Below are 20,472 nucleotides of genomic sequence, written 5' to 3'. Positions count from 1 at the left end.
CTTTTTCATTTGTTTTAAATACATGTTTTTGAATACATACATTATGAACAACAGTTAAAGTTAAATGAGCATTCTCTTCATTTTCTCATCAAATTCTAATCTAACTCTCGCTGATCTCTCATTCCTGCAGGTTATTCTATAGATGTAGACGAGAAAGAGAACAACAAACGAGGAGATGAATGATGATGATGAACAAACATAAACTATGGATTGGCAGCTTGTCAGCAGCGGTATTACTTGGTGGATCGGCCGTAGCGGCTAGCGGAAATGTGAACGGACAATCGGTGCAAACGACACCATCGTCAACAACACAATCCGTAACACAGAATCAGAACAGCACAGGCAAAATGCTGAATGCATCCCAAGCAAAAGCATTGGCCTTGAAAGCGGCGGATGGTAAAGTGGATGACGTCGATCTGGAGCGTAGAAACGGCCAAACGTTCTATGAAGTTGAGATCGACAGAAAAGGAACCAATGATGTTGTCGTTCGTCTGGATGCTTATACAGGCAAAATTCTTGCGGTCGTGAATGATGAAGACTACGATGATGACGACGATTATAAAGATAATGTGACAGGCAACACATCTAACAACTCTGCTTCCAAGCAGGTCAAATTGACGGCATCCCAAGCTTCAAACATTGCGCTGAAACAAGTTACGGGTGGTAAAGTAACCAAAGTCGAGCTGGATCATGATGATGGTCGCTATGTGTATGAGATCGAACTGAGAACCGCTCAAGGTGAAGCAGATGTAGATATCGATGCCAACACAGGTAAAGTGTTATCGTTCGACCAGGATTTTGACGACCAAGACTAAGCAATAAGGGCGAGAGTACGCCTATAAAACATCATATAAAAACCTGCCTATCAACAGCCGCACACAGCTAGAGATCGTTACATCATGGAGGGGCAGGGCAGGTATAGCAGAGGACGCTTCGGGGGAAGCGTCTTTTTGCTGTTGATGAAGAGAATGGAGTATGAAATTGTACATCTTCCGCCGGATTGTTCACTATCCGAGCAGGAACGTGGCGGATACAATCGGAATCAAGGAGGTGAATGCCCAGCCAATCTTGCCAAGAATTCTATTGCTAAAATGCATCATCGATCGGAGGCAGATGAGACATATCGATTTTATTTTATGTAAGCGCTTCACGAAAAAACATGGAGGTGCATTACGATATGGCTATGAACGATGGATGGTTGAAAAAGAATACACATTCACGTCGCTTTACCCGCCGCTTAAGTTATTTGCTTGTGTTGGTTTTGGCGCTGCAATCAATAGGTATGCTGCTCGCACCCGGACCGAATGCTTCAGCTGCTCCGCTTAGTGTAACGAACGGGGTACAGTTCAAGGATACCAATGGCAATGTCGTTCATGCTCATGGGGGCGGGATGATCAAGGCAAATGGGTATTATTACTGGTTTGGGGAGAATCGCAACCCGAATGGAACGTTCAAGGCGGTATCGGTGTATCGTTCATCGGATCTGAAGAACTGGGAGTATCGCAATGATGTGCTCACCAGCAGCTCGGCAACGGAGCTAAATATCTCCAACATTGAACGCCCGAAGGTTATCTACAACAGTGCTACCGGCAAATATGTGCTGTGGATGCACAAGGAGAATGGTCTGGATTATGGCGAGGCCAGAGTGGCCGTAGCTACTTCTAATACGGTTGATGGCAACTACACGTATGTGGGCAGCTATCGTCCACTTGGGTATGATTCCAGAGACATGACGGTGTACAACGATAACGGAACCGCTTATCTGATCTCCGCGACACGAGTGAATGCAGATCTGAATATATATAAGCTGACCCCGGATTTCCTCGGTGTGGAATCCCTTGTCACAACACTGTGGCCCGGACAATATCGAGAAGCGCCTGCCCTATTCAAAAAAGACGGCGTCTACTTCCTGATCACCTCGGGTGCGACCGGCTGGAATCCGAATCAGGCGAAATATGCGACAGCCTCCAGCATTACAGGCACATGGAGCGGTCTCAGCAACTTTGGAGACAGTACAACGTATGGTTCTCAATCGACATATGTCGTTCCGGTAGAAGGTTCACAGACAACCTCCTATCTCTACATGGGTGATCGCTGGGCTGGAGCGTGGAGTGGGCCTGTGCAAGATTCCAAGTATGTCTGGCTGCCACTTTCATTCCCAAGCGCAACCAGTCTGGCGATGAATTGGGCCAGTAGTATTACGATTGATACAGCAACAGGGACTGTGACCGGAGTGAGTACACCGGATGTCTGGGACCCAAATGCTTCATATCAGCTGATTAGCCGTAAAAGCAACAAGTTGCTAAATGTCATCGGGGGTTCTTCCGCCAACGGTGCGGATTTGGAGCAGCGAGCAGATGGGGGAACAACAAGTCAACAGTGGCAGATTACCGATGCGGGTGGCGGTTATGTCAAAATCATCAACCGTTCCAGCGGTAAGCTAATCGGTGTGGAGAATGGTGCCACCACTGATGGGGCTGTCATTGAACAGTGGAATGATGGAGGGTGGGCCAGCCAGCAATGGCAGCTCGTCCATGTAGGTGGTGGTTATTATAAACTGAAAAACCGCAGTACAGGCAAGGTCTTGGACATCTCCGGTCAATCTTTGGCAGATGGTGCTGCGGCCATCCAGTGGACGGATAATGGGGGTACGAATCAGCATTTTCAGATTGTTAAGGTGCAGTAAGACGTTTTAAATATTATAAAATAAGGTTCAACATAAAGTGGAAGCCCCTGTCTCTTACCATAAGGTGGGACAGGGGCTTTGTGATGTATTAGAGCTTGTTACGTGATGCTCTTACTCGAAAGGGATATCCAGTTGATGGCTCATATCGTGACCTATTTCCGATCATTACCATCCCAATCTGTGGTAAACTAGTAGAATTGTAGAAAAAGATAGAGACAGGAGCTGGATAACGAAGTGAGTGAACAACAAGTGCTATCCATTGAAAGCTTACGTATGAGATACAACGGACGTTATGTGCTGAACGGCATCGATCTGGAAGTGAATCGCGGTGAGATGATTGGATATATTGGTCCGAATGGGGCTGGCAAAAGTACAACGGTTAAGATTTTACTCGGGCTGGTTGAAGGATATGTAGGCACGGTGCGAATCTTTGATAAAGATATTGCGGATGGGGATGTAGAGTATAAGCGCAGAATCGGTTATGTTCCGGAGGTCGCGGAATTGTACGAACAATTAACGCCTGCGGAGTATCTGACTTTTACGGGGGAGTTATACGGCATGTCCTATGAAGATGCAGATTACAAAGCCAAGCTATTGATGGATTGTTTTGGACTGGAAAAATCATATCATTCCCGCATTGCATCCTTTTCTAAAGGTATGCGTCAGAAAGTGCTGTTAATCTCTGCGCTGCTGCATGACCCGGATCTGCTATTTCTGGATGAACCACTCAGCGGATTGGATGCCAATAGTGTGATGGTGGTCAAAGAGATTTTGTCACAATTGTCAGCCAAAGGCACAACGATCTTCTATTCGTCACACATCATGGATGTGGTGGAGAAGATCAGCAGTCGAATTGTACTGATCGCTGAAGGACGCGTGGTGGCAGACGGTACGTTCAAGCAGCTCCAACAGCAGTCCATGGAAGGGACGTTGGAGGAAGTATTTAATCAATTGACAGGCTTCAATGAGCACAAAGCCATTGCGGAGCGATTTGTATCGATTGTGCAGGAGGTGTACTGATATGGAGGAATCCTCCGACTTCCGCACACTCAAGATTCTGGATCGCTTTCGTCCGATCATCGCCAGAACAGGGGCGGATTATGATGTGCTTCGCCTGATTTTGCGGGTGAAATTCCAGATGGATCAACGCAGAGTACCTACCATTTTGTCCAACAATTCAGGAAAAAAAGAGCGCAAGGAAGGGAATCAGTTTCTTCGTTCCCTGTGGTTGTATGGATTAATGGGACTGATGATGGTCCCCTTCATCGTCTGGGATACGGGGCATTTCATGCTTCAGATGGGTCTTGTGTTTGGCATCTTAATGTTTATGATCATGACGTCCATGATCTCGGATTTTTCCTCCGTACTGCTGGACATTCGGGATCGTAATATTATTATGACCAAGCCCGTTAATGGACGAACGGTGGGGATGGCCCGAGCCATCCATGCGGGCGTATATCTGCTACTGCTGACGGGTTCATTAACCGGTATACCGTTAATTGCCGCGTTGGTGACACATGGGATCGGATTTTTTTTGATCTTCCTCGTGGATCTGATTCTGATCAATATGCTGATTCTGGTGACAACGTCCCTGATCTATCTGTTCATGATGAAGTTTCTGGATGGTGAGAAGCTGAAGGATATGATCAATATGGTACAGATCCTGCTTTCCGTGGGGATTGCGATCGGTTATCAGCTGGTGATTCGTTCGTTCAGCATTATTGATTTTGGGATGGTATTTACCCCGGCTTGGTGGCAGTTGCTGCTGCCTCCGTTATGGTATGCGGCTGTCTATGAATGGTTATTCGCGGGCGGTGGGAATGTGTGGATCTATACGTTCACAGCACTGGCAGTCTTGGTTCCGGTGGTAAGTCTGATCATATATGTGAAGCTTACGCCTTCCTTTGAGTTGTATTTGGAAAAAATGGCACATTCGGGTCAGTCCTCCGGACGCAGACGAGGAAGATGGGATCGGTTGATCTCCAAGGTGGTCAGTCGTTCCAGAGAGGAGCAAGCTTGCTTCCGTTTGTCAGCCAGCATGATGCGCAATGAACGGGAATTCAAGCTGAAGGTGTATCCATCGCTTGGTTTATCATTTGTTTTGCCTTATATATTTTGGTTTACCCAATTGCAATCCTCCACCTGGGCGGAGTTCAGGCAAAGTTCGTTTGTATACACCTTTTATATCGTGCTGATGCTGGTTGTTACGGTTGTGGTTATGCTGAAATTTTCAGGGCAATACAAGGCGTTCTGGACCTTTCGGGCTGCACCGATGGCGAATGATAGCGCGTTATACAAAGGCGCTCTGAAGGCGTTCTTGTGCAATATGTTCCTGCCTATATTTCTGGCAAATGCCGTTCTGTTTACCTGGACATTCGGATTACGGATACTGCCAGATATTGCGATCATCTTGTTGACGGCGACCGCGCTTGTCCCGCTGGCAGGCAAGTTATTGCTGCGTAAGCCGCCGTTCTCCCAATCCTTCAGTATGGCGCAGCAAAGTGATGGCTGGTATGTATTTGCCGCCCTCCCTGTGCTTGCCATGTTATGGGGAGTCCATGTCTTTTTCCGTTCCGTGTCAGGGGGCGTGTGGATCTATGGTGCGCTACTGATTGTGGCGAATGTGTTGTTATGGACGCTGCTGTTTCGGGAGAAGAAGACAGCAGGTGAGAGGTCGGTTGCAGTTTGAGAATAGATTAGTAGAGTAAGAGCGCTACACGATAAGAGAGGGTAAAAGAGCTAACCTGGACGCTGCTGTCGGGCTTAGCTCTTTTTGATAGGTGATGCTACAAACTAGGCACAATAGCTTCTCTGTGATTCGTTAGATATTAGATTCATGCTAAAAGGGGCAAATAACGTGTATCAGGTTCGTTAAAATGAAGTGGAGCAGTGGAGGCTCTCAGGAGGGAGAACCCTATTTTTTATAGCCTAATCGAAGGATGGATTCCGCTAACCGATCGGCAGCATCGGCTGTGGAGATCGCAGATTGCGCAGCTTCTGCGTATACTTTGCTTAGTGTGCCTGCAATCCCCGCCACCTTTTGGCGGATCAGGTCAGGCCCGGCGCCTTCCAGCTCGTAGGCGGTGGAGATGATTCCGCCTGCGCCCAGCACATAATCAGGCGCGTACAGAATGCCGCGCGCCTGCATGCGGCCTGCAACCAGCTGTCGTTCACTCAGCTGGTTGTTGGCCGCCCCGGCAACGATGGAGCAGCGCAGCTCCTCCACCGTTGCCGGGGTCAGTACGCCCCCTAGGGCACAGGGGGCGAAGACCTTGCAGTCAGCGGCGTGGATATGGGCCGGATCGGCCGGAATGGCGCCGCTGAACTGCACAAGGGCACGTTGTACACGATCCGGTACAACGTCTGCCACAATGAGCCGTGCCCCGGCTGCATGCAGGTAACGGCACAGGGCATACCCGACCTTGCCCAGTCCCTGGACGGCAACGAGAATGCCCTGCAAAGATGCAATGCCTTGCTGGCGCAGCGAGGTCACAATGCCGATGTGTACGCCGTAGGCGGTCATCTCGGCAGTGAAGTCATCCTGCGCCCCAAGTGATCCGGTGGTGTCCGTCACATGTGCGGTCTCCAATTGGATCTGGTCCATGTCTGTCGCCGTGGTACCCAGATCAAGACCGGTCACGTATCGTCCGTTCAGCCGCTCCAGACAACGACCCAGTGCGCGAAAGCGCTGCGCTCGCCTGCATACGTCCGTATCCAAGATTATATCTATACGATCAGCAACCTCATCAGCGACGACTTCCCGTTCCGTGGCAACGCCCTTTTGCTGCTGCTCTACCCCTAGATCTCCAGCGACCTGCTCAGCACTTTGAGATCCGCAACCATCCTCATCCGGTTTTGCATTCTTCACAAAAGGCACATTCCATATGACCACCTTCCCGCCGCCATAGGGCAGTCCAGAGATTGCATTTTTGTACGTCATGCCTTTGGCAAGCTTCACAGCATCCCGAACAGCTTCTTCCTCGGACGCGTACGTCCAGTAGCGGCATCCGCCGAGCGCAGGTCCAAGAGCCGTGCTATGAATGGCAATGACTGCTCTCAATCCACTAGCTGCATCATGACAAAAAATAATTTCCTCCATGCCTTCCCGCTCCATCTCCTGCCATAGCTGCATGACGGTACCCCCTTTTTTTTTTGACCCATCCATCCTGGTTCTGACCTGATATCCTGTGCCAGCGTGCTTGGCTTTATGATGATACAGCATATTCAAAGACCCCCGTTTTCGACCCTGGGACCTCCGCCGGGTTGATAATCGGTACAAACGGTTCTATAATTGCAGTTCCGGCATGCCAGAGAGCAGAAAATGCCTACGAATTTACATCCAACCGTTTAGAATGAGGGTATAACGTCCAATGATGGAGATAGAGCGAACGTACAGGAAGCATAAATGAAACGAAATCGTCGAGTAGATGCAGCAAAGGGCCAATTCCGTTGTGAAGGCCAGGAAAGAGGGATTGTGATTGTTTAAAATATTGGTATTTATCTTTTTGATCCAGATTGTGTACGTATCGGCTTATACACTCCGGATGATTCTGACACTCAAAGGACAGAAATATATCGCCGCATTGATCAGCATGGGTGAGATTGTGATCTATGTGCTCGGCCTGAATCTGGTGCTCAAATATCTGACCCAGCCTTCTGCCTTAATCGTGTATGCGGTGGGATACGGACTAGGTGTGTTGCTCGGAGCCTGGATTGAAGAAAAGATTGCACTCGGTTACGTTACCGTTAAAGTCATCTGTAACCAGATGGGAAGCAATGTTGCGAATGCCCTGCGGGATAAAGGATACGGTGTTACTGCATGGGTGGGCAGTGGACGTGATGGAGATCGGCTTGTGATGGAGATTCTGGCAAAACGTAAAAACCAGAAGCTGCTCTATCAGACGATTCTCAGCCTGGATCCCAAAGCATTTGTCATTACCGTGGAGCCCAAACAGTTCCATGGCGGCTTCTGGACACGTTCCATCAAAAAGTAAAATCGAGCAGGTCTGCAGCAGATGCAGTCCTGCTTTTTTGGTTCCGTTTCATGCCGCATCTTTTTGCTACCGCGATATATCCCTGAAACTTTACTCCCCAGGTTAACTCCGTACGATTCAAAGTTGTTTACAGTACAAACCCTATCTACATCAGCATTTCCACCTGAATGTGAGATAGGGATTATTGTTGTAATCGCTTACAACATTTACATTGAGGACATGTCCTTCGTAACCTGTCATGGCAGCGCTGGACGATTGTAATCATCTTATTTCGGGAGGAATGAGTTCTATGAAAACTAAAATTCGAAGCTGGTGCAGCACAGCCTTGGCTCTAACGTTGGGGCTAACATTATTGTCCGGACCGGCAAGTGTGCAGGCAGCGGGTAACGCAGACTACAATCTTACAGGCTTCTCCCAAGGGAACATGGGCGGCGGCATCATTAGCGAATCAAACACAGCCACGTATAAGAAAGTGTATAATGCGACCGATCTGGCAATGGCGCTGAAAAAGAACTCCGGTGTCAAAGTCGTTGAGATCATGAACGATCTGAATCTGGGATGGAATGAAATTCCGAGTGCAGCGCAGACTTCTCCTTTTGCCAAGCATAATGATGCACTGACACATCCCGTATTAAAACAGACCGGTGTCAGCAAGCTCACGATTGACGGTTTCAATGGACTCACGATTTTCTCAGCCAACGGTTCCAAAATCAAACACGCTGCGATCAGCGTGAAACGAAGCTCCAACGTGATCATCCGCAACCTGGAATTTGATGAGTTATGGGAATGGGATGAATCCACCAAAGGTGATTACGACAAGAATGACTGGGATTACATCACCCTGGAGGAGAGCAGCAACGTATGGATTGATCACTGCACATTTAATAAAGCCTATGACGGACTTATCGATTCGAAAAAAGGAACCAGCGGCGTGACCATCTCCTGGTCCCTCTTCAAAGGGGATGACGGCAGCTCGAACAGCTGGGTTACCCAGCAGATTAATGAGTTGGAAGCAAACAAGGCTTCCTATCCCATGTATAACTATCTGCGCAGCAGTGCCGTAGGTCTTAGCAAAGCCGATATTATCGCCATCTCTGGACCACAAAAGAAAGGGCATCTGGTCGGTTCGACCAGCCTGGAATCGGCTAACGCCAACCTGTCCATGACGCTCCACCATAACTTGTACAAGGATATTCAGGACCGGATGCCACGCCTGCGTGGAGGCAACGCACATGCGTACAACATCGTGATGGATGCAACAGGGGCACGTGCCGCTAAGGCCAAAATTACAACGGCAATGGCAACAGCGATTGCGTCCAAAGGTTATAAGTTCGATATCATTGGCAATGGGGCGATCTCTACGGAGAGCGGAGCTGTATTGGTTGAAAAATCAGTCATTAAGGACGTGCTGTATCCTGTTCGTAACAATCAGACCGATCCGGCAGACCCAACCTATACCGGCAAAATCAGAGTGACCGATACGATGTATTCTTTGGATGGCAGCTCCTTCCGGGGCAGCAGTGATACGTCCGGCAGTCCGCTGGCGCCAATCCCGGCCGTGGTAAAATCGTTCTCCTGGAACGGCTTCTCAACACTTCCTTACAGCTATACCACAGATGATCCATCCACGTTGAATGCACGCCTCACGGCTTCCAATGGCGCGGGTTCAGGTAAACTGACCTGGTCCAAGGACAATTGGTTGAAGACGAGTTATTAAGTATCCGTGTAATCCGGTTTTGGGGCAGAGGGAGTACTCTTTACCGTTTGTATTTCCGTAACGATTCCGGGTTCCAGTTAAGAGGGTTGACTTTCGGGTATAACAAATAGTGCTCCTGCAGCCTTGATGGCCGGGAGCACTATTTTTATCCATTCAATGATCAATTGGGCACAGAACCTACCGAGTCACGATAGATGATATTACCTTTCACATGTACACGGCCGAAACTGCGGTTTGGGTTGTCGACCTTTTTGAGCATCGACTGGACCGCCGTCCGCGCCATCTGTTCCACATCCACTTCGACGGTTGTCAGCTTGGGATCGGAGAGCATGGCATAGATATCATTATCAAAACCAACAACAGAGCATTGGCCAGGTACCTGAATATCCATGGAAGTCAGTTTCTGGACGAGCAGATGAGCGACCTGATCACAGTTGCATACAAAGGCCGTTGGCAGCTGCTCCGGCAGATCAATCTCAATAAACGTACCTCGTTCATCCCGATCATTCAGAACCAGATCCGGATTCATCGGCAACCGATGTTCCAGCAAGGATTTGTAATACCCGAGGAATCGGTCCTGAATGCTGCTTGTGGAATACAGGTTCCCTACATAAGCAATGTTGCGGTGGCCCTGCTGAACCAGAACGTTCGTCAGCTCATAGGCAGCGTAGAAGTTATCGGTAACAACGGAATCAATGTCCGAATGTTCATCGTAGAAGTCGAGAAACATTTTGGGAACTTCCATCGATCGCACCAGTTCAATATACTCTTTGCTGATCTGTCCGAGCACGATGAAACCATCGACCTTGTTGTCGCTGTACAGCTTGGGCAGTGTTAATTCCTCTTCATCCTCCACATTCAGAATATGTAGAATACCGTAGTAGCCCTGTTCCTCCAGATGTTTCGTAATGCGCTGGAACACGCGTACATAGAACGACTGCGTAGGTCCGGTAAAACGCTCCGGGATAATTACACCAATATTATGGGTTAAGCCTTCCTTCATCGAACGGGCAGCGGCATTATACCTATAGCCCATTTGGGCAGCAAGCACTTTAATTTTTTCCTTTAATTCGCCACTCACGCCATCTTTATCATTCAATGCTTTCGAGACGGTCACACTGCTGACCCCGAGCCTGTCGGCGATATCCCGCATGGTGATATTGTTCTTCAGTATGGTCGCCTCCTTCAAGCCGGTATGGGCACAATGTGCTGTCATTATGATGAGTGCTTTCCTCCAACATAATAACAATCCATATCAGTATACATCGTTACCCACTTGGAATAAAGGCATTCGGGCTGTTGTTTGGCTAATTTTCAGCACATTGCAGGTTTCCCTGGGAGAACGCTCTACCGATGTTACGTTAATTGTTTCTGGAGAAGCTTCTCATTCTGTTCAATCAGCTGACCCCGCTGGCTGGCACAGTCCAGGGAACGATACGGATCGGACGGTGTATTAAACGTATAATCGACCAGTTTCTCCAGGGTGGTTGTTGCCACATGACAGCGGGTATCACTGGATGCGTAATAGATAAAGACTTCTTCCTTCTCATTGACCACAGCACCGTTGCAGAAAATAACATTGGACACATCGCCTACACGCTCGTCGTCATAAGGGGCAATGAAGTGGCCGCCCGGCTTGGCAATTACGCGCGCGGGATCATTCAGATCCGTTGCGAAAGTGTATAACACATAACGCAGTCCTGCTGCGGTGTTCCGAACCCCGTGAGCAATGTGAATCCAGCCACGATCCGTCTTGAGCGGAGCAGGGCCTTGGCCGTTTTTGACTTCGTAAACCGTATGATATTGCCGTTCATCAATAACTGTCTCTTCATGAATGACCGGGTTCAAGATATCCTCACACAGACCAAAGGCGATACCGCCGCCGCTGCCAGTCGAGATGAATCCGTCCTGTGGACGGGTGTAGAAGGCATACTTTCCATCCACGAATTCCGGGTGTAATACGACATTGCGCTGTTGAGGGGAATTCGTTGTGATGTTGGGCAACCGTTCCCAGCTTGTGAGATCTCGTGTCCGAACCAGTCCTGCCTGTGCCACTGCGCTGGATGTATCAAATGCCGGAGCCTCCGGGTCTTTGCGTTCCGAGCAATAGATGCCATAGATCCAGCCGTCTTCATGTTGAACGAGCCGCATGTCATACTGATTGGTTTCATCCGCATCGATATCATCCCAGACCAATGGTTTACCCGTGAAACGGAACCCGTCAATTCCATTGTCACTCTCCGCAAGCGCAAAGATCGATTTACGATCCAATCCTTCCGTACGAATGACCATGATGTATTTGCCATTAAAATAGATGGCTCCCGGATTCAACGTTGCGTTAATGCCCAGGCGTTCCATAAAATGCGGGTTGGTTGTCTCATCCAGATCGAATCTCCAATGCAGCGGCACATGATGGCGAGTGATTACCGGATATTGATACCGTTCATACACGCCATTGTAGAAGGAAGAATTGATCTTATTGGGGCGGGTAAGCAACTGCTCCTGTTTCTCTAGTAACTCCTTGTATTTCGGGTGTATCATTCTGATCCCATCCTCTCGATTAGTTCAATACAGAATCTGCTATTGTGATACGGGCATTTCCACGGTCCGGCAATTTCTCTCTGATCCGGTGTGCCGTTCCCGTCAACCGACCAGTACCATTCTCCGCCAGCGCGCTGGTCAATGATGTTTTCTTTTGTGTAGGTCCACAGGCGTTTCACTCTCTCCAGAAACAGTGGATCACCTGTGCGCTGATATGCGTTATAGAAGCCAACCATTGCCTCCGCCTGAACCCACCAAATTCGCTTCTCATCGATATGTTCACCTTCTTGTTCATTGAGCAGGGAACCATCGGCATTCACGGCCATATTGGAGATGTTATACGCAATATCGGTTACCATCGCCGCATACTTCGGATGTTGTTCCATCCCCAGAACTTTCAGTGCTTCGTCAATCAGCCAGCTGGCTTCAATGTCATGTCCGAACGAGCGCAGGTCAATGATGGATTCCCATTGTTTGTTGAAAAATACCCCGAGAAACATGGTGTCTTGGTCATACACCCGTTCATATAGAATGCCGAGCAGGCGTTCCAGCGCCGTCTTCACTTGTTGATCTGGCCACACGCGATAAAGCGTGGTGTAGGCCTCTAATACATGGATATGCGTATTCATGGTGTAATCCGCAATTACCCCGTTTTCGCTCAGCATTTCATTGGGTTGTTCCTTCCATGTGCGATCAAATTGTTCCTTATATGCAGGTAGCGTGGCATTCAGACCTTTGTCCTCAATGAGAGCAAAAAGCGTTTTCGCAAGTTCCAATGCAGAAGCATCTCCGGTCGCGCGATAGTACTCACTGAGTGAATACACGCCAAATGATTGCGTATACACATGTTTGCTCGTGTCCAGCGCTTCACCTCTGTAATCTACCATCCAGTACATACCGCCATATTCGGTATCCATCACATGATCTGCGAGAAAACGATAGGCGTGCTCCGCGTGATCGCGCCATCTTTCGTTTCCGGTAACCCGATACGCTGCTGCAAAAGACCAGAGTTGCCGTGCCGTGGCGATCCCGCCTTTGGGTGCCTGTGGATTCACCTGAAGATCATTGCCCACCCAGCCGTAGAACCCACCGTGGGTTGTATCCATGAGGTTGGACCAGAAGGGTAAAATCCGCTTCTCCCAATGCGCCTTAATTTCAGATTGGAGTTGGGATGTTGTTGTATTCATAAGTGAGCGCTCCTTCAAAATAGTGCATCAATCTAATTAAATTAAGTTATCGGTAACTTTACTAAACAATATTAGTGCTCTGAAAAACAGATGTCAACGAAATACATCGCAATTTTTCTTGTTAGGTTATAAATAAATGAATTGACAGGTAAGCGTTACCATAATAGAATTCATTTTGTAACCTTAACGATAACTTAATTAACTTAAGAGAGGGGTCGAAACAATTGAGAAAAAACAAAGGTTGGATGATGTTGCTGACGATGCTGCTCATCACTTCACTACTTGCTGCATGTTCATCCGGAGGTGGATCTTCGCAGGCAGGAGAGGAGATCAGCACAGATCCGGCAGATATCAAAGGTGAAATCACTGTTCTGACGCAACGGACAGATATTGTGGATACCGTGTTCAAAGACTACGCGGCGGAGTTCAATAAGGAATACCCGGATGTCAAAGTAAACTTCCAGGCACTGGCCGACTATGAAGGACAAGTGAAGATCCGTATGAGCACCAAGGATTATGGTGACGTACTGATGATCCCCACCAGTGTTCCGATCACGGATATCCCGGACTTTTTCGAGCCGCTTGGCACGTACGATGAACTGAAAGACAAATACACCGCCATTGAGGAACGCATGGTGGATGGTCAAGTGTATGGTATTCCTACCGTCATCACATTCTCCGGAATTATCTATAACAAACAGGTCTTCAAAGACGCAGGCATTATGGAAGTTCCGAAAACACCGGAGCAATTCCAGGCGGCGCTTCAGTTGATCAAAGACAATACGGATGCCGTTCCGCTCTATACCAACTACGCATCCGGTTGGGCATTAACCCAATGGGAAGCGGATCTGCCAACCGTTGCAGGTAGTGTGGATTACGTTAATGTGGACCAACCAAACACAGATGATAACTTTGTGCCGGGTCAGCCGCACTATGAACTGTACAAAGTGCTCTATGATGCAGCCAAGAATGGTCTGATTGAGAAAGACCCAACAACCACCGACTGGGAAAGCTCCAAAGCGGATCTGGCCAAAGGCAAAATTGCTACAATGGCACTTGGTTCTTGGGCGATCACACAGATCCAGGACATGACAGATACACCTGACGACATTGGATTCCTTCCTTTTCCTACGAATGCAAGCGAGGTTGTGGTACCACTTTCCGCTGACTATAACATCGGCATGAACGTGAACAGCGAGAACAAACCTGCTGCCAAAGCCTGGATTGACTGGTTCCTGGCGAAATCGAACTACGCAGTTGAACAAGGCGGCGGTATGGATGCAGACAAAAACGCGGAATTGCCACCGATTTTGGATCAATATAAAGACGTTAAATTCTCCACACTCACGCCTGCCAAAGAAGGTCAGGAAGGTCTGGTCGACAAGATCGATAACGAAGGTGAAATTGGCCTCTGGCAGCCTGACTTCAAGAAACGCATTATCGAGGCAGGTATTGGGAACCGCAAGGAATCGTATGACGACATCATGAAAGATCTGAACGATAAGTGGGTAAAAGCACGAGCAGAACTCACGAAATAATTGGATTAACGTAAATGGATCAGGTGATGAATGGACTGCGGGAGCATGGAGAAATCCATGTTGGGGGCATGGGGTTTCAAAAGTATGATGCCGAATGCCTTCCCCGGCAGTTGTTCTACCGAATTTTCCTGGACGGGAGTCTTTCGATATATAGGCGGGGGAACCGCTTGGAGGTGTGGAGAGCATGAAGTACTTAAAACTTTCGAATTGGGGCTACTCAGCGCAACGCATATTTATCATCTGTGCCTTCTCAATTATTCCGCTGGTGTTGCTGTTCACGTTTGCATACTTACCTGTCATCAACATGTTCAAATACAGTTTCACCGATTGGAACGGATATAGTAAAAGGTTCGATTATGTTGGGTTTGAGAACTACACGCGCATTTTTAGTGATCCCGAATACTTCAAAGTATTTATTGTCAGCTTGTACTACTTCGTGGCTACGTTTGTGCAGATGGGGTTGGCACTCTACTTTGCCACCATTCTGAGTTTCAAAGTCCGGGGCAAAAACTTTTTCAAAGGCATATTGTTTTTCCCTTATTTGCTGAATGGTGTAGCCATCGGTTTTATCTTCCTCTTTTTCTTCAAACCGGACGGCACACTTGATATGCTCATTCATGCTGTAGGTCTTGGGCAATATACGCAGCTCTGGCTCGGTAATCCGAATATTATCAATGTGTCGCTTGCAGGCGCATCGGTATGGAGGTACATGGGCTTCAACTTTATCATTTTCCTGGGTGCGATCTCTTCCATTCCGAAGGATGTGTATGAAGCATCGGATATTGACGGTGCCAATCGCTGGCAGCAATTCCGCCATATCATTCTGCCGAGTATTACGCGCATTCTGCAGCTCAACCTGATCTTGGCGATTAGCGGCGCAATTAGTGCGTTCGATATTCCATATATCATGACCGATGGTTCCAACGGCAGTATGACATTTGTAATCCAGACGGTTCATTTGGCGTTTAAATATGGCAAGCTGGGACTGGCATCCGCCATGGCTGTGGTGCTGCTCTTGATCGTTATTCTCGTTACGCTCGTTCAGCGCGTCACCATGAAAGGGGAGGAATAAACATGACACAATTGAAATACACCCTTGCGAGCGTGGTGAAATATGCTTCCCTGGTGCTTGCGGCGTTTATCGCGCTGTTACCCATTGTGGTTATCCTGTTTGCCTCTCTCAAAACCAATGCGGAATACGCTACCAGCAGTCCGCTTGCCCCACCCGCCAACTGGCTGAACTTTGCGAATTATACGAAGGCCTTTGTGGATGGCAACATGCTGGTCGGTTTCAAAAATACGATTATTATCCTGATCATCTCCATTATTGGTGCAACCTTAACCGGTTCCATGATCGCGTATGTGCTGGATCGTTTCAAATTCAAAGGCAAGAAAATCATGGTCGCGGCATTCCTGCTCGCTACCCTGATTCCAAGTGTTACGACACAGGTCGCCACATTCCAGATCATCAACGCGCTCGACCTGTTCAACACACGCTGGGCAGCCATCGTGATGTACCTGGGTACAGATATCATCGCGGTTTATATCTTCCTGCAGTTCCTTGGCTCCATCTCCAGTGCATTGGATGAATCCGCCATGCTGGACGGCGCGTCGTACTTCACGATCTACTGGAAAATCATTCTGCCATTGCTGAAACCGGCCATTGTAACGGTCATTATCGTGAAGGGTGTGAACATCTATAACGACTTCTACACACCGTTCTTGTACATGCCAAAGACCGATCTACAGGTCATATCCACCGCCTTGTTCAAATTCAAGGGACCTTTTGGATCGCAGTGGGAAGTCATCAGCGCCGGCATCATGATTGCCATTATTCCAACCATGATCATCTTTTTGTTGTTACAGAAGTACATCTACAATGGCTTCGCGCAAGGTTCAGTTAAATAAAATCCGAAGGGAGAAATGAAAAATGTCAGTTGCCGAAACGACAAACGTACACATTGTTGGGGATGCTTTGCCGAATATGCCATGGGAAGCCAAACCGGAGGGAACGGAAGGCCCGGTATGGAGACACTCGGCGAATCCGGTGGTTCCGCGTAACCCGGTCAAGGGTGTTGCCCGTATTTTCAACAGTGCTGTTATACCGTATGAAGGAAAATTCATTGGTGTATTCCGCGCCGAAACCGTTAATGGCCGTCCACACCTTCACATGGGTGCAAGCGAAGATGGTCTGGAGTGGACAATTGAAGAAGAGCGCATTGCATTTGTGGATGAAAATGGCGATCCGTTTATGCCGAACTATGCGTACGATCCACGTTTGGTCAAAGTCGAAAACACGTATTACATCATCTGGTGTACAGACTTCTATGGCGCAGCACTGGGCCTGGCCAAAACAGAAGACTTCAAAACATTTGTCCGTCTCGAAAATCCAATGCTGCCGTTCAACCGTAATGGCGTATTGTTCCCGCGTAAAATCAACGATAACTATGTGATGTTGTCCAGACCGAGCGACAGTGGACATACCCCATTCGGAGACATTTTCCTGAGTGAAAGCCCGGATCTCGTGTATTGGGGCAAGCACCGTCATGTAATGAGCAAAGGAGGTCAGGGCTGGTGGCAATCGGTCAAAATTGGCGGCGGGCCCGCTCCAATCGAAACGTCCGAAGGCTGGCTAATGTTCTACCACGGCGTCACTGGAACCTGTAACGGTTTGGTATATAGCATGGGTGCGGTCATTCTGGATCTAGATGAACCCTCCAAAGTAAAATATCGTTCCTCCAACTTTGTGCTGACACCGGAAAAATGGTACGAGGAGCAAGGCTTCGTTGATAACGTTATCTTCCCATGCGCAACGTTGCATGATGCAGAAACTGGGCATATCGCCATCTATTACGGCGCTGCCGACACGTATGTGGGCGTGGCTTACACGACCGTCGAAGAGATCGTAAACTATGTGATCGAGACGGACGAAGTCATTGCAGGAGATCACGAGGAAGGCAAGCTGTAATGCACATGGAGTACATCAAGGGATTTACATTTGGTTGGATGAGTGGCAGGGGAGACTTCCGCAAGCCGGATGCGAAGGAGTCCTTGCGCCTGATGGCTGAACGCACAGGCAGTTCACATGTTATTTTTGCACTGGCTGCACATCAGGACCATCCGCAGGCGGTAGAGGTCAAGTATCGGGGTGAACATCTGGTCGAGGATGACGAACTGGTCGACATGATTCGTTACGCCCGGGCACTCGGGCTGCGTGTCATTCTGAAACCAACCGTCAACTGCACCGACGGCACATGGCGAGCACACATTAACTTTTTTGATATCGATGTGCCTTGTGAGCCGAAGTGGAAGGATTGGTTCCGCAGCTACACGGCATTTCAGAAGCATTATGCAGCAATTGCAGAGCAGGAAAAGTGTGAAATGTTCATCCTAGGCTGTGAGATGGTGCAATCCGAGCGTCGGGATCAGGAGTGGCGCGAGGTGATCGCTGGTGTGCGTGAAGTGTACACTGGACTGGTGTCATACAACACGGACAAATACCAGGAAGATCATGTGAAATGGTGGGATGCTGTGGACGTGATCTCTTCCAGTGGTTACTATCCGATGGGAGATTGGGAGGCACAGCTGGATCGAATCGAGCAGGCAATTGCTCCTTATGGCAAACCCTTTTTCTTCGCAGAAGCTGGTTGTCCTAGCCGCAGCGGGTCAGCTCAGGTACCGAATGACTGGGGACTGGAAGGCGAAGTGAGTGCTGAGGAACAAGAGCGTTTCTATTTGGCCATGTTCGGGCATGTCAGTCAGCGTAAATGGGTACGCGGATTCGGTCTGTGGGACTGGAGTGCACATCTACACGCTGAGAAGGATGCGCTGATTGACGACGGATACGGGGTGTATGGTAAGCCAGCGGAGAAGGTGATTCGTCGGTTCTATGAGAGCGTCGCTGTAGAAGTTTAAATGAGAAATAAGAAGGCATATGTATTTTCGTGATTTCCATGCTGTGAACAAGGAATAGCAGATTATTGTGGAACTTATTTTTGCAGTTGCGATTCATATTCAGGTCGAGAGGCTCTTCCTCCTACAGGAAGGGCTTTTTTGGCATATTTAGTAGTGATGCATACAATGTCGAATTATATTGACAAAAGGAGGTCTCCTGCCTATTCTTAATGGATGAATATGAGAATCATTATCATGAAATAGAGAAAAGGGGTTCAACATCCATGTCTGTACAACATCGCAAATCTTCGGCTATTACACTGGCAACTATGCTCTTGTTGTTATTGGTTATTGTGGGCTGCAGCAATACAGGAGATGAATCCTCATCTGCTGCTTCGGATCAAACATCTACTAAGTCGATTACGATGTCATGGCCACGTGATATCGGTACAATGAATCCGCATACGTACAATCCTTCGCAATTATTTGCCCAATCCATGCTCTATGAGCCGCTGATCAGTTACCAGAAGGACGGAAAACTGGAACCTGCCCTGGCAGAATCATGGACGATCTCCGATGACGGCAAAGTATATACATTCAAGCTTCGCCAAGGTGTGAAATTCTCAGATGGTACGCCATTTAATGCCGAGATTGTGAAAAAGAATTTTGATGCTGTTATGAAAAATAAAGATACACATAGCTGGCTGGGCATTGTAGGTGTGCTCGACAAGACGGAGGTTGTGGACGACCAGACTTTCCGACTGACACTTACAGAGCCGTATTATCCGGTTCTTCAGGATTTGTCGGTGGTTCGTCCTTTCCGCTTCCTGGGTGAAGCCGGATTCCCGGATGACGGAGACACCTCCCAAGGCATCAAAGAGCCGGTTGGAACAGGCCCGTGGATGCTGGCTGATTACAAGCAGGACGAATATGCTGTTTTCAAACGCAACCCTAACTATTGGGGAACAGCACCGAAGGTGGACCAAATTACGGTCAAAATTATTCCTGACGGTGAAACCCGTGTACTTGCTTTTGAAAAAGGCGATCTCGACCTGATCTACGGTGAAGGTGTAATCAGTCTGGATGCATTCCAACAGCTGCGTGACAACGATGAATATGTGACCCAATTGTCTGATCCGGTGGGTACTCGCAGCTTGCTGCTGAACTCTTCCAATCCAAAGCTGTCCGATGTCAGGGTACGGATGGCGCTACAGCAAGGGTTTAACAAACAGGCGATGGTTGAGGGGGTTACTTCCGGTTTGGAGGAACCAGCCGATACCGTATTGTCCAAAAACTATCCGTACACCAATGTTGACCTGGAACCGATCACGTATGACGTGGAGAAATCCAAAGCATTACTGGATGAAGCGGGCTGGAATCTGCCGGCTGGTGGCACGGTTCGTGAGAAAGACGGGCAGCAGCTTGATTTTGAGATGATTTTTGATAAAACGGACCCGATTCAAAAAGCGATGGCGGAGACCATTCAGGCGGAATGGAGCGAGCTTGGGGTTAAAGTGAACCTCACTGGACTGGAACTGACGGTACAGATCAAACGTTTGAAAGCCAATGATTTCGACCTGTATTTCTGGTATAACTACGGTGCTCCGTATGATCCACATTCCTTCATTAACGTTGTGGCGAGCCCTGGATTCGGGATTTCTGAAACCCTGAGTGCGTTGCCGATGAAAAAGGAACTGGATGATCAGGTGCATGCAGCCCTGTCATCTACAGACGAGACAAAACGCCAGGAGTTATATGGCTCTATCCTGAAGACACTTCAGGAGCAATCGGCGATTGTACCGATCTCTTATATCAAGAAAACGGCTGTATATCAGAAGAAAATTTCCAACTTTATTTTCCCGGCGAATCGTGATGAAAATCCGTTTGTAGGCATTGAATTGGGCAACCAATAAGT

At 48.4% G+C, this 20,472-nt stretch carries 17 protein-coding genes; 13 read left to right on the top strand and 4 right to left on the bottom strand.

The features are described 5' to 3' along the window. Positions 1-179 precede the first annotated feature (179 nt). From ABTV53_RS27615 to ABTV53_RS27595, 5 genes are all read left to right on the top strand, one after another. Entirely contained in the window at positions 180-815 is a 636-nt protein-coding gene (locus ABTV53_RS27615) for a PepSY domain-containing protein (protein WP_433748678.1), read from the top strand. 135 nt (positions 816-950) lie between these two features. Further along, the gene (locus tag ABTV53_RS27610) at positions 951-1,142 is read left to right on the top strand and encodes a hypothetical protein (RefSeq protein ID WP_091035743.1); all 192 of its coding nucleotides are present in this window, start codon (positions 951-953) and stop codon (positions 1,140-1,142) included. A gap of 35 nt (positions 1,143-1,177) precedes the next feature. Beyond that, positions 1,178-2,686: an RICIN domain-containing protein gene (locus tag ABTV53_RS27605; RefSeq protein ID WP_433748675.1), complete on the top strand. Its 1,509-nt coding sequence runs from the start codon at positions 1,178-1,180 to the stop codon at positions 2,684-2,686. Positions 2,687-2,920: 234 nt separating this feature from the next. Beyond that, positions 2,921-3,706, top strand: a complete 786-nt coding sequence (locus ABTV53_RS27600; protein WP_433748672.1) for an ABC transporter ATP-binding protein — start codon at positions 2,921-2,923, stop codon at positions 3,704-3,706. A 1-nt stretch (position 3,707) separates the two neighbouring features. After that, positions 3,708-5,375, top strand: coding sequence for a hypothetical protein (locus ABTV53_RS27595; RefSeq protein ID WP_433748669.1), 1,668 nt, complete (start codon positions 3,708-3,710; stop codon positions 5,373-5,375). A gap of 225 nt (positions 5,376-5,600) precedes the next feature. Here the strand turns inward: ABTV53_RS27595 and ABTV53_RS27590 are convergent, their stop codons facing one another. Next, positions 5,601-6,818, bottom strand: a complete 1,218-nt coding sequence (locus ABTV53_RS27590) for a Leu/Phe/Val dehydrogenase (protein WP_433748666.1) — start codon at positions 6,816-6,818, stop codon at positions 5,601-5,603. Between the two features lie 346 nt (positions 6,819-7,164). On the opposite strand from ABTV53_RS27590, the gene ABTV53_RS27585 reads away from it, so the two are divergent. Both ABTV53_RS27585 and ABTV53_RS27580 read left to right on the top strand, forming a co-directional pair. After that, positions 7,165-7,680, top strand: a complete 516-nt coding sequence (locus ABTV53_RS27585) for a DUF2179 domain-containing protein (protein WP_091012544.1) — start codon at positions 7,165-7,167, stop codon at positions 7,678-7,680. Positions 7,681-7,969: 289 nt separating this feature from the next. Continuing rightward, complete coding sequence (locus tag ABTV53_RS27580; RefSeq protein ID WP_433748661.1) at positions 7,970-9,397, top strand: hypothetical protein; 1,428 nt, start codon at positions 7,970-7,972, stop codon at positions 9,395-9,397. Between the two features lie 160 nt (positions 9,398-9,557). Here the strand turns inward: ABTV53_RS27580 and ABTV53_RS27575 are convergent, their stop codons facing one another. The 3 genes from ABTV53_RS27575 to ABTV53_RS27565 all read right to left on the bottom strand — a co-directional run bounded on the left by ABTV53_RS27575 (position 9,558) and on the right by ABTV53_RS27565 (position 13,125). Then, positions 9,558-10,613 carry a substrate-binding domain-containing protein gene (locus ABTV53_RS27575; RefSeq protein WP_421896698.1) on the bottom strand — a complete coding sequence of 352 codons (1,056 nt, stop codon included), beginning with the start codon at positions 10,611-10,613 and terminating at the stop codon, positions 9,558-9,560. A 140-nt stretch (positions 10,614-10,753) separates the two neighbouring features. Further along, positions 10,754-11,938: a glycoside hydrolase family 130 protein gene (locus tag ABTV53_RS27570; RefSeq protein ID WP_433748658.1), complete on the bottom strand. Its 1,185-nt coding sequence runs from the start codon at positions 11,936-11,938 to the stop codon at positions 10,754-10,756. Further along, a complete protein-coding gene (locus tag ABTV53_RS27565) occupies positions 11,935-13,125 on the bottom strand; it encodes an AGE family epimerase/isomerase (RefSeq protein WP_433748656.1) in 1,191 nt (396 codons plus the stop codon). Before ABTV53_RS27565 ends, ABTV53_RS27570 begins: the two co-directional genes overlap by 4 nt. A gap of 224 nt (positions 13,126-13,349) precedes the next feature. On the opposite strand from ABTV53_RS27565, the gene ABTV53_RS27560 reads away from it, so the two are divergent. From ABTV53_RS27560 to nikA, 6 genes are all read left to right on the top strand, one after another. Further along, positions 13,350-14,663: an ABC transporter substrate-binding protein gene (locus ABTV53_RS27560; RefSeq protein ID WP_433748653.1), complete on the top strand. Its 1,314-nt coding sequence runs from the start codon at positions 13,350-13,352 to the stop codon at positions 14,661-14,663. Between the two features lie 184 nt (positions 14,664-14,847). After that, positions 14,848-15,735 carry a carbohydrate ABC transporter permease gene (locus ABTV53_RS27555; RefSeq protein WP_433748650.1) on the top strand — a complete coding sequence of 296 codons (888 nt, stop codon included), beginning with the start codon at positions 14,848-14,850 and terminating at the stop codon, positions 15,733-15,735. A gap of 2 nt (positions 15,736-15,737) precedes the next feature. Continuing rightward, a complete protein-coding gene (locus tag ABTV53_RS27550) occupies positions 15,738-16,571 on the top strand; it encodes a carbohydrate ABC transporter permease (protein WP_047840860.1) in 834 nt (277 codons plus the stop codon). 22 nt (positions 16,572-16,593) lie between these two features. Beyond that, positions 16,594-17,631 carry a glycoside hydrolase family 130 protein gene (locus tag ABTV53_RS27545; RefSeq protein WP_433748646.1) on the top strand — a complete coding sequence of 346 codons (1,038 nt, stop codon included), beginning with the start codon at positions 16,594-16,596 and terminating at the stop codon, positions 17,629-17,631. A 5-nt stretch (positions 17,632-17,636) separates the two neighbouring features. Beyond that, on the top strand, positions 17,637-18,578 hold the full coding sequence (locus ABTV53_RS27540) for a glycoside hydrolase family 113 (protein WP_433754356.1): 942 nt from the start codon (positions 17,637-17,639) through the stop codon (positions 18,576-18,578). Between the two features lie 263 nt (positions 18,579-18,841). Beyond that, on the top strand, positions 18,842-20,470 hold the full coding sequence (nikA, locus tag ABTV53_RS27535; RefSeq protein ID WP_433748643.1) for a nickel ABC transporter substrate-binding protein: 1,629 nt from the start codon (positions 18,842-18,844) through the stop codon (positions 20,468-20,470). Positions 20,471-20,472: the final 2 nt, after the last annotated feature.

Origin of the sequence: Paenibacillus amylolyticus (assembly GCF_050990605.1) — a bacterium.
GTDB lineage: Bacteria > Bacillota > Bacilli > Paenibacillales > Paenibacillaceae > Paenibacillus > Paenibacillus amylolyticus_H.
The sequence above is the reverse complement of the archived record's forward strand: the minus strand, read 5'-3'. Positions and strand labels throughout refer to the sequence as shown.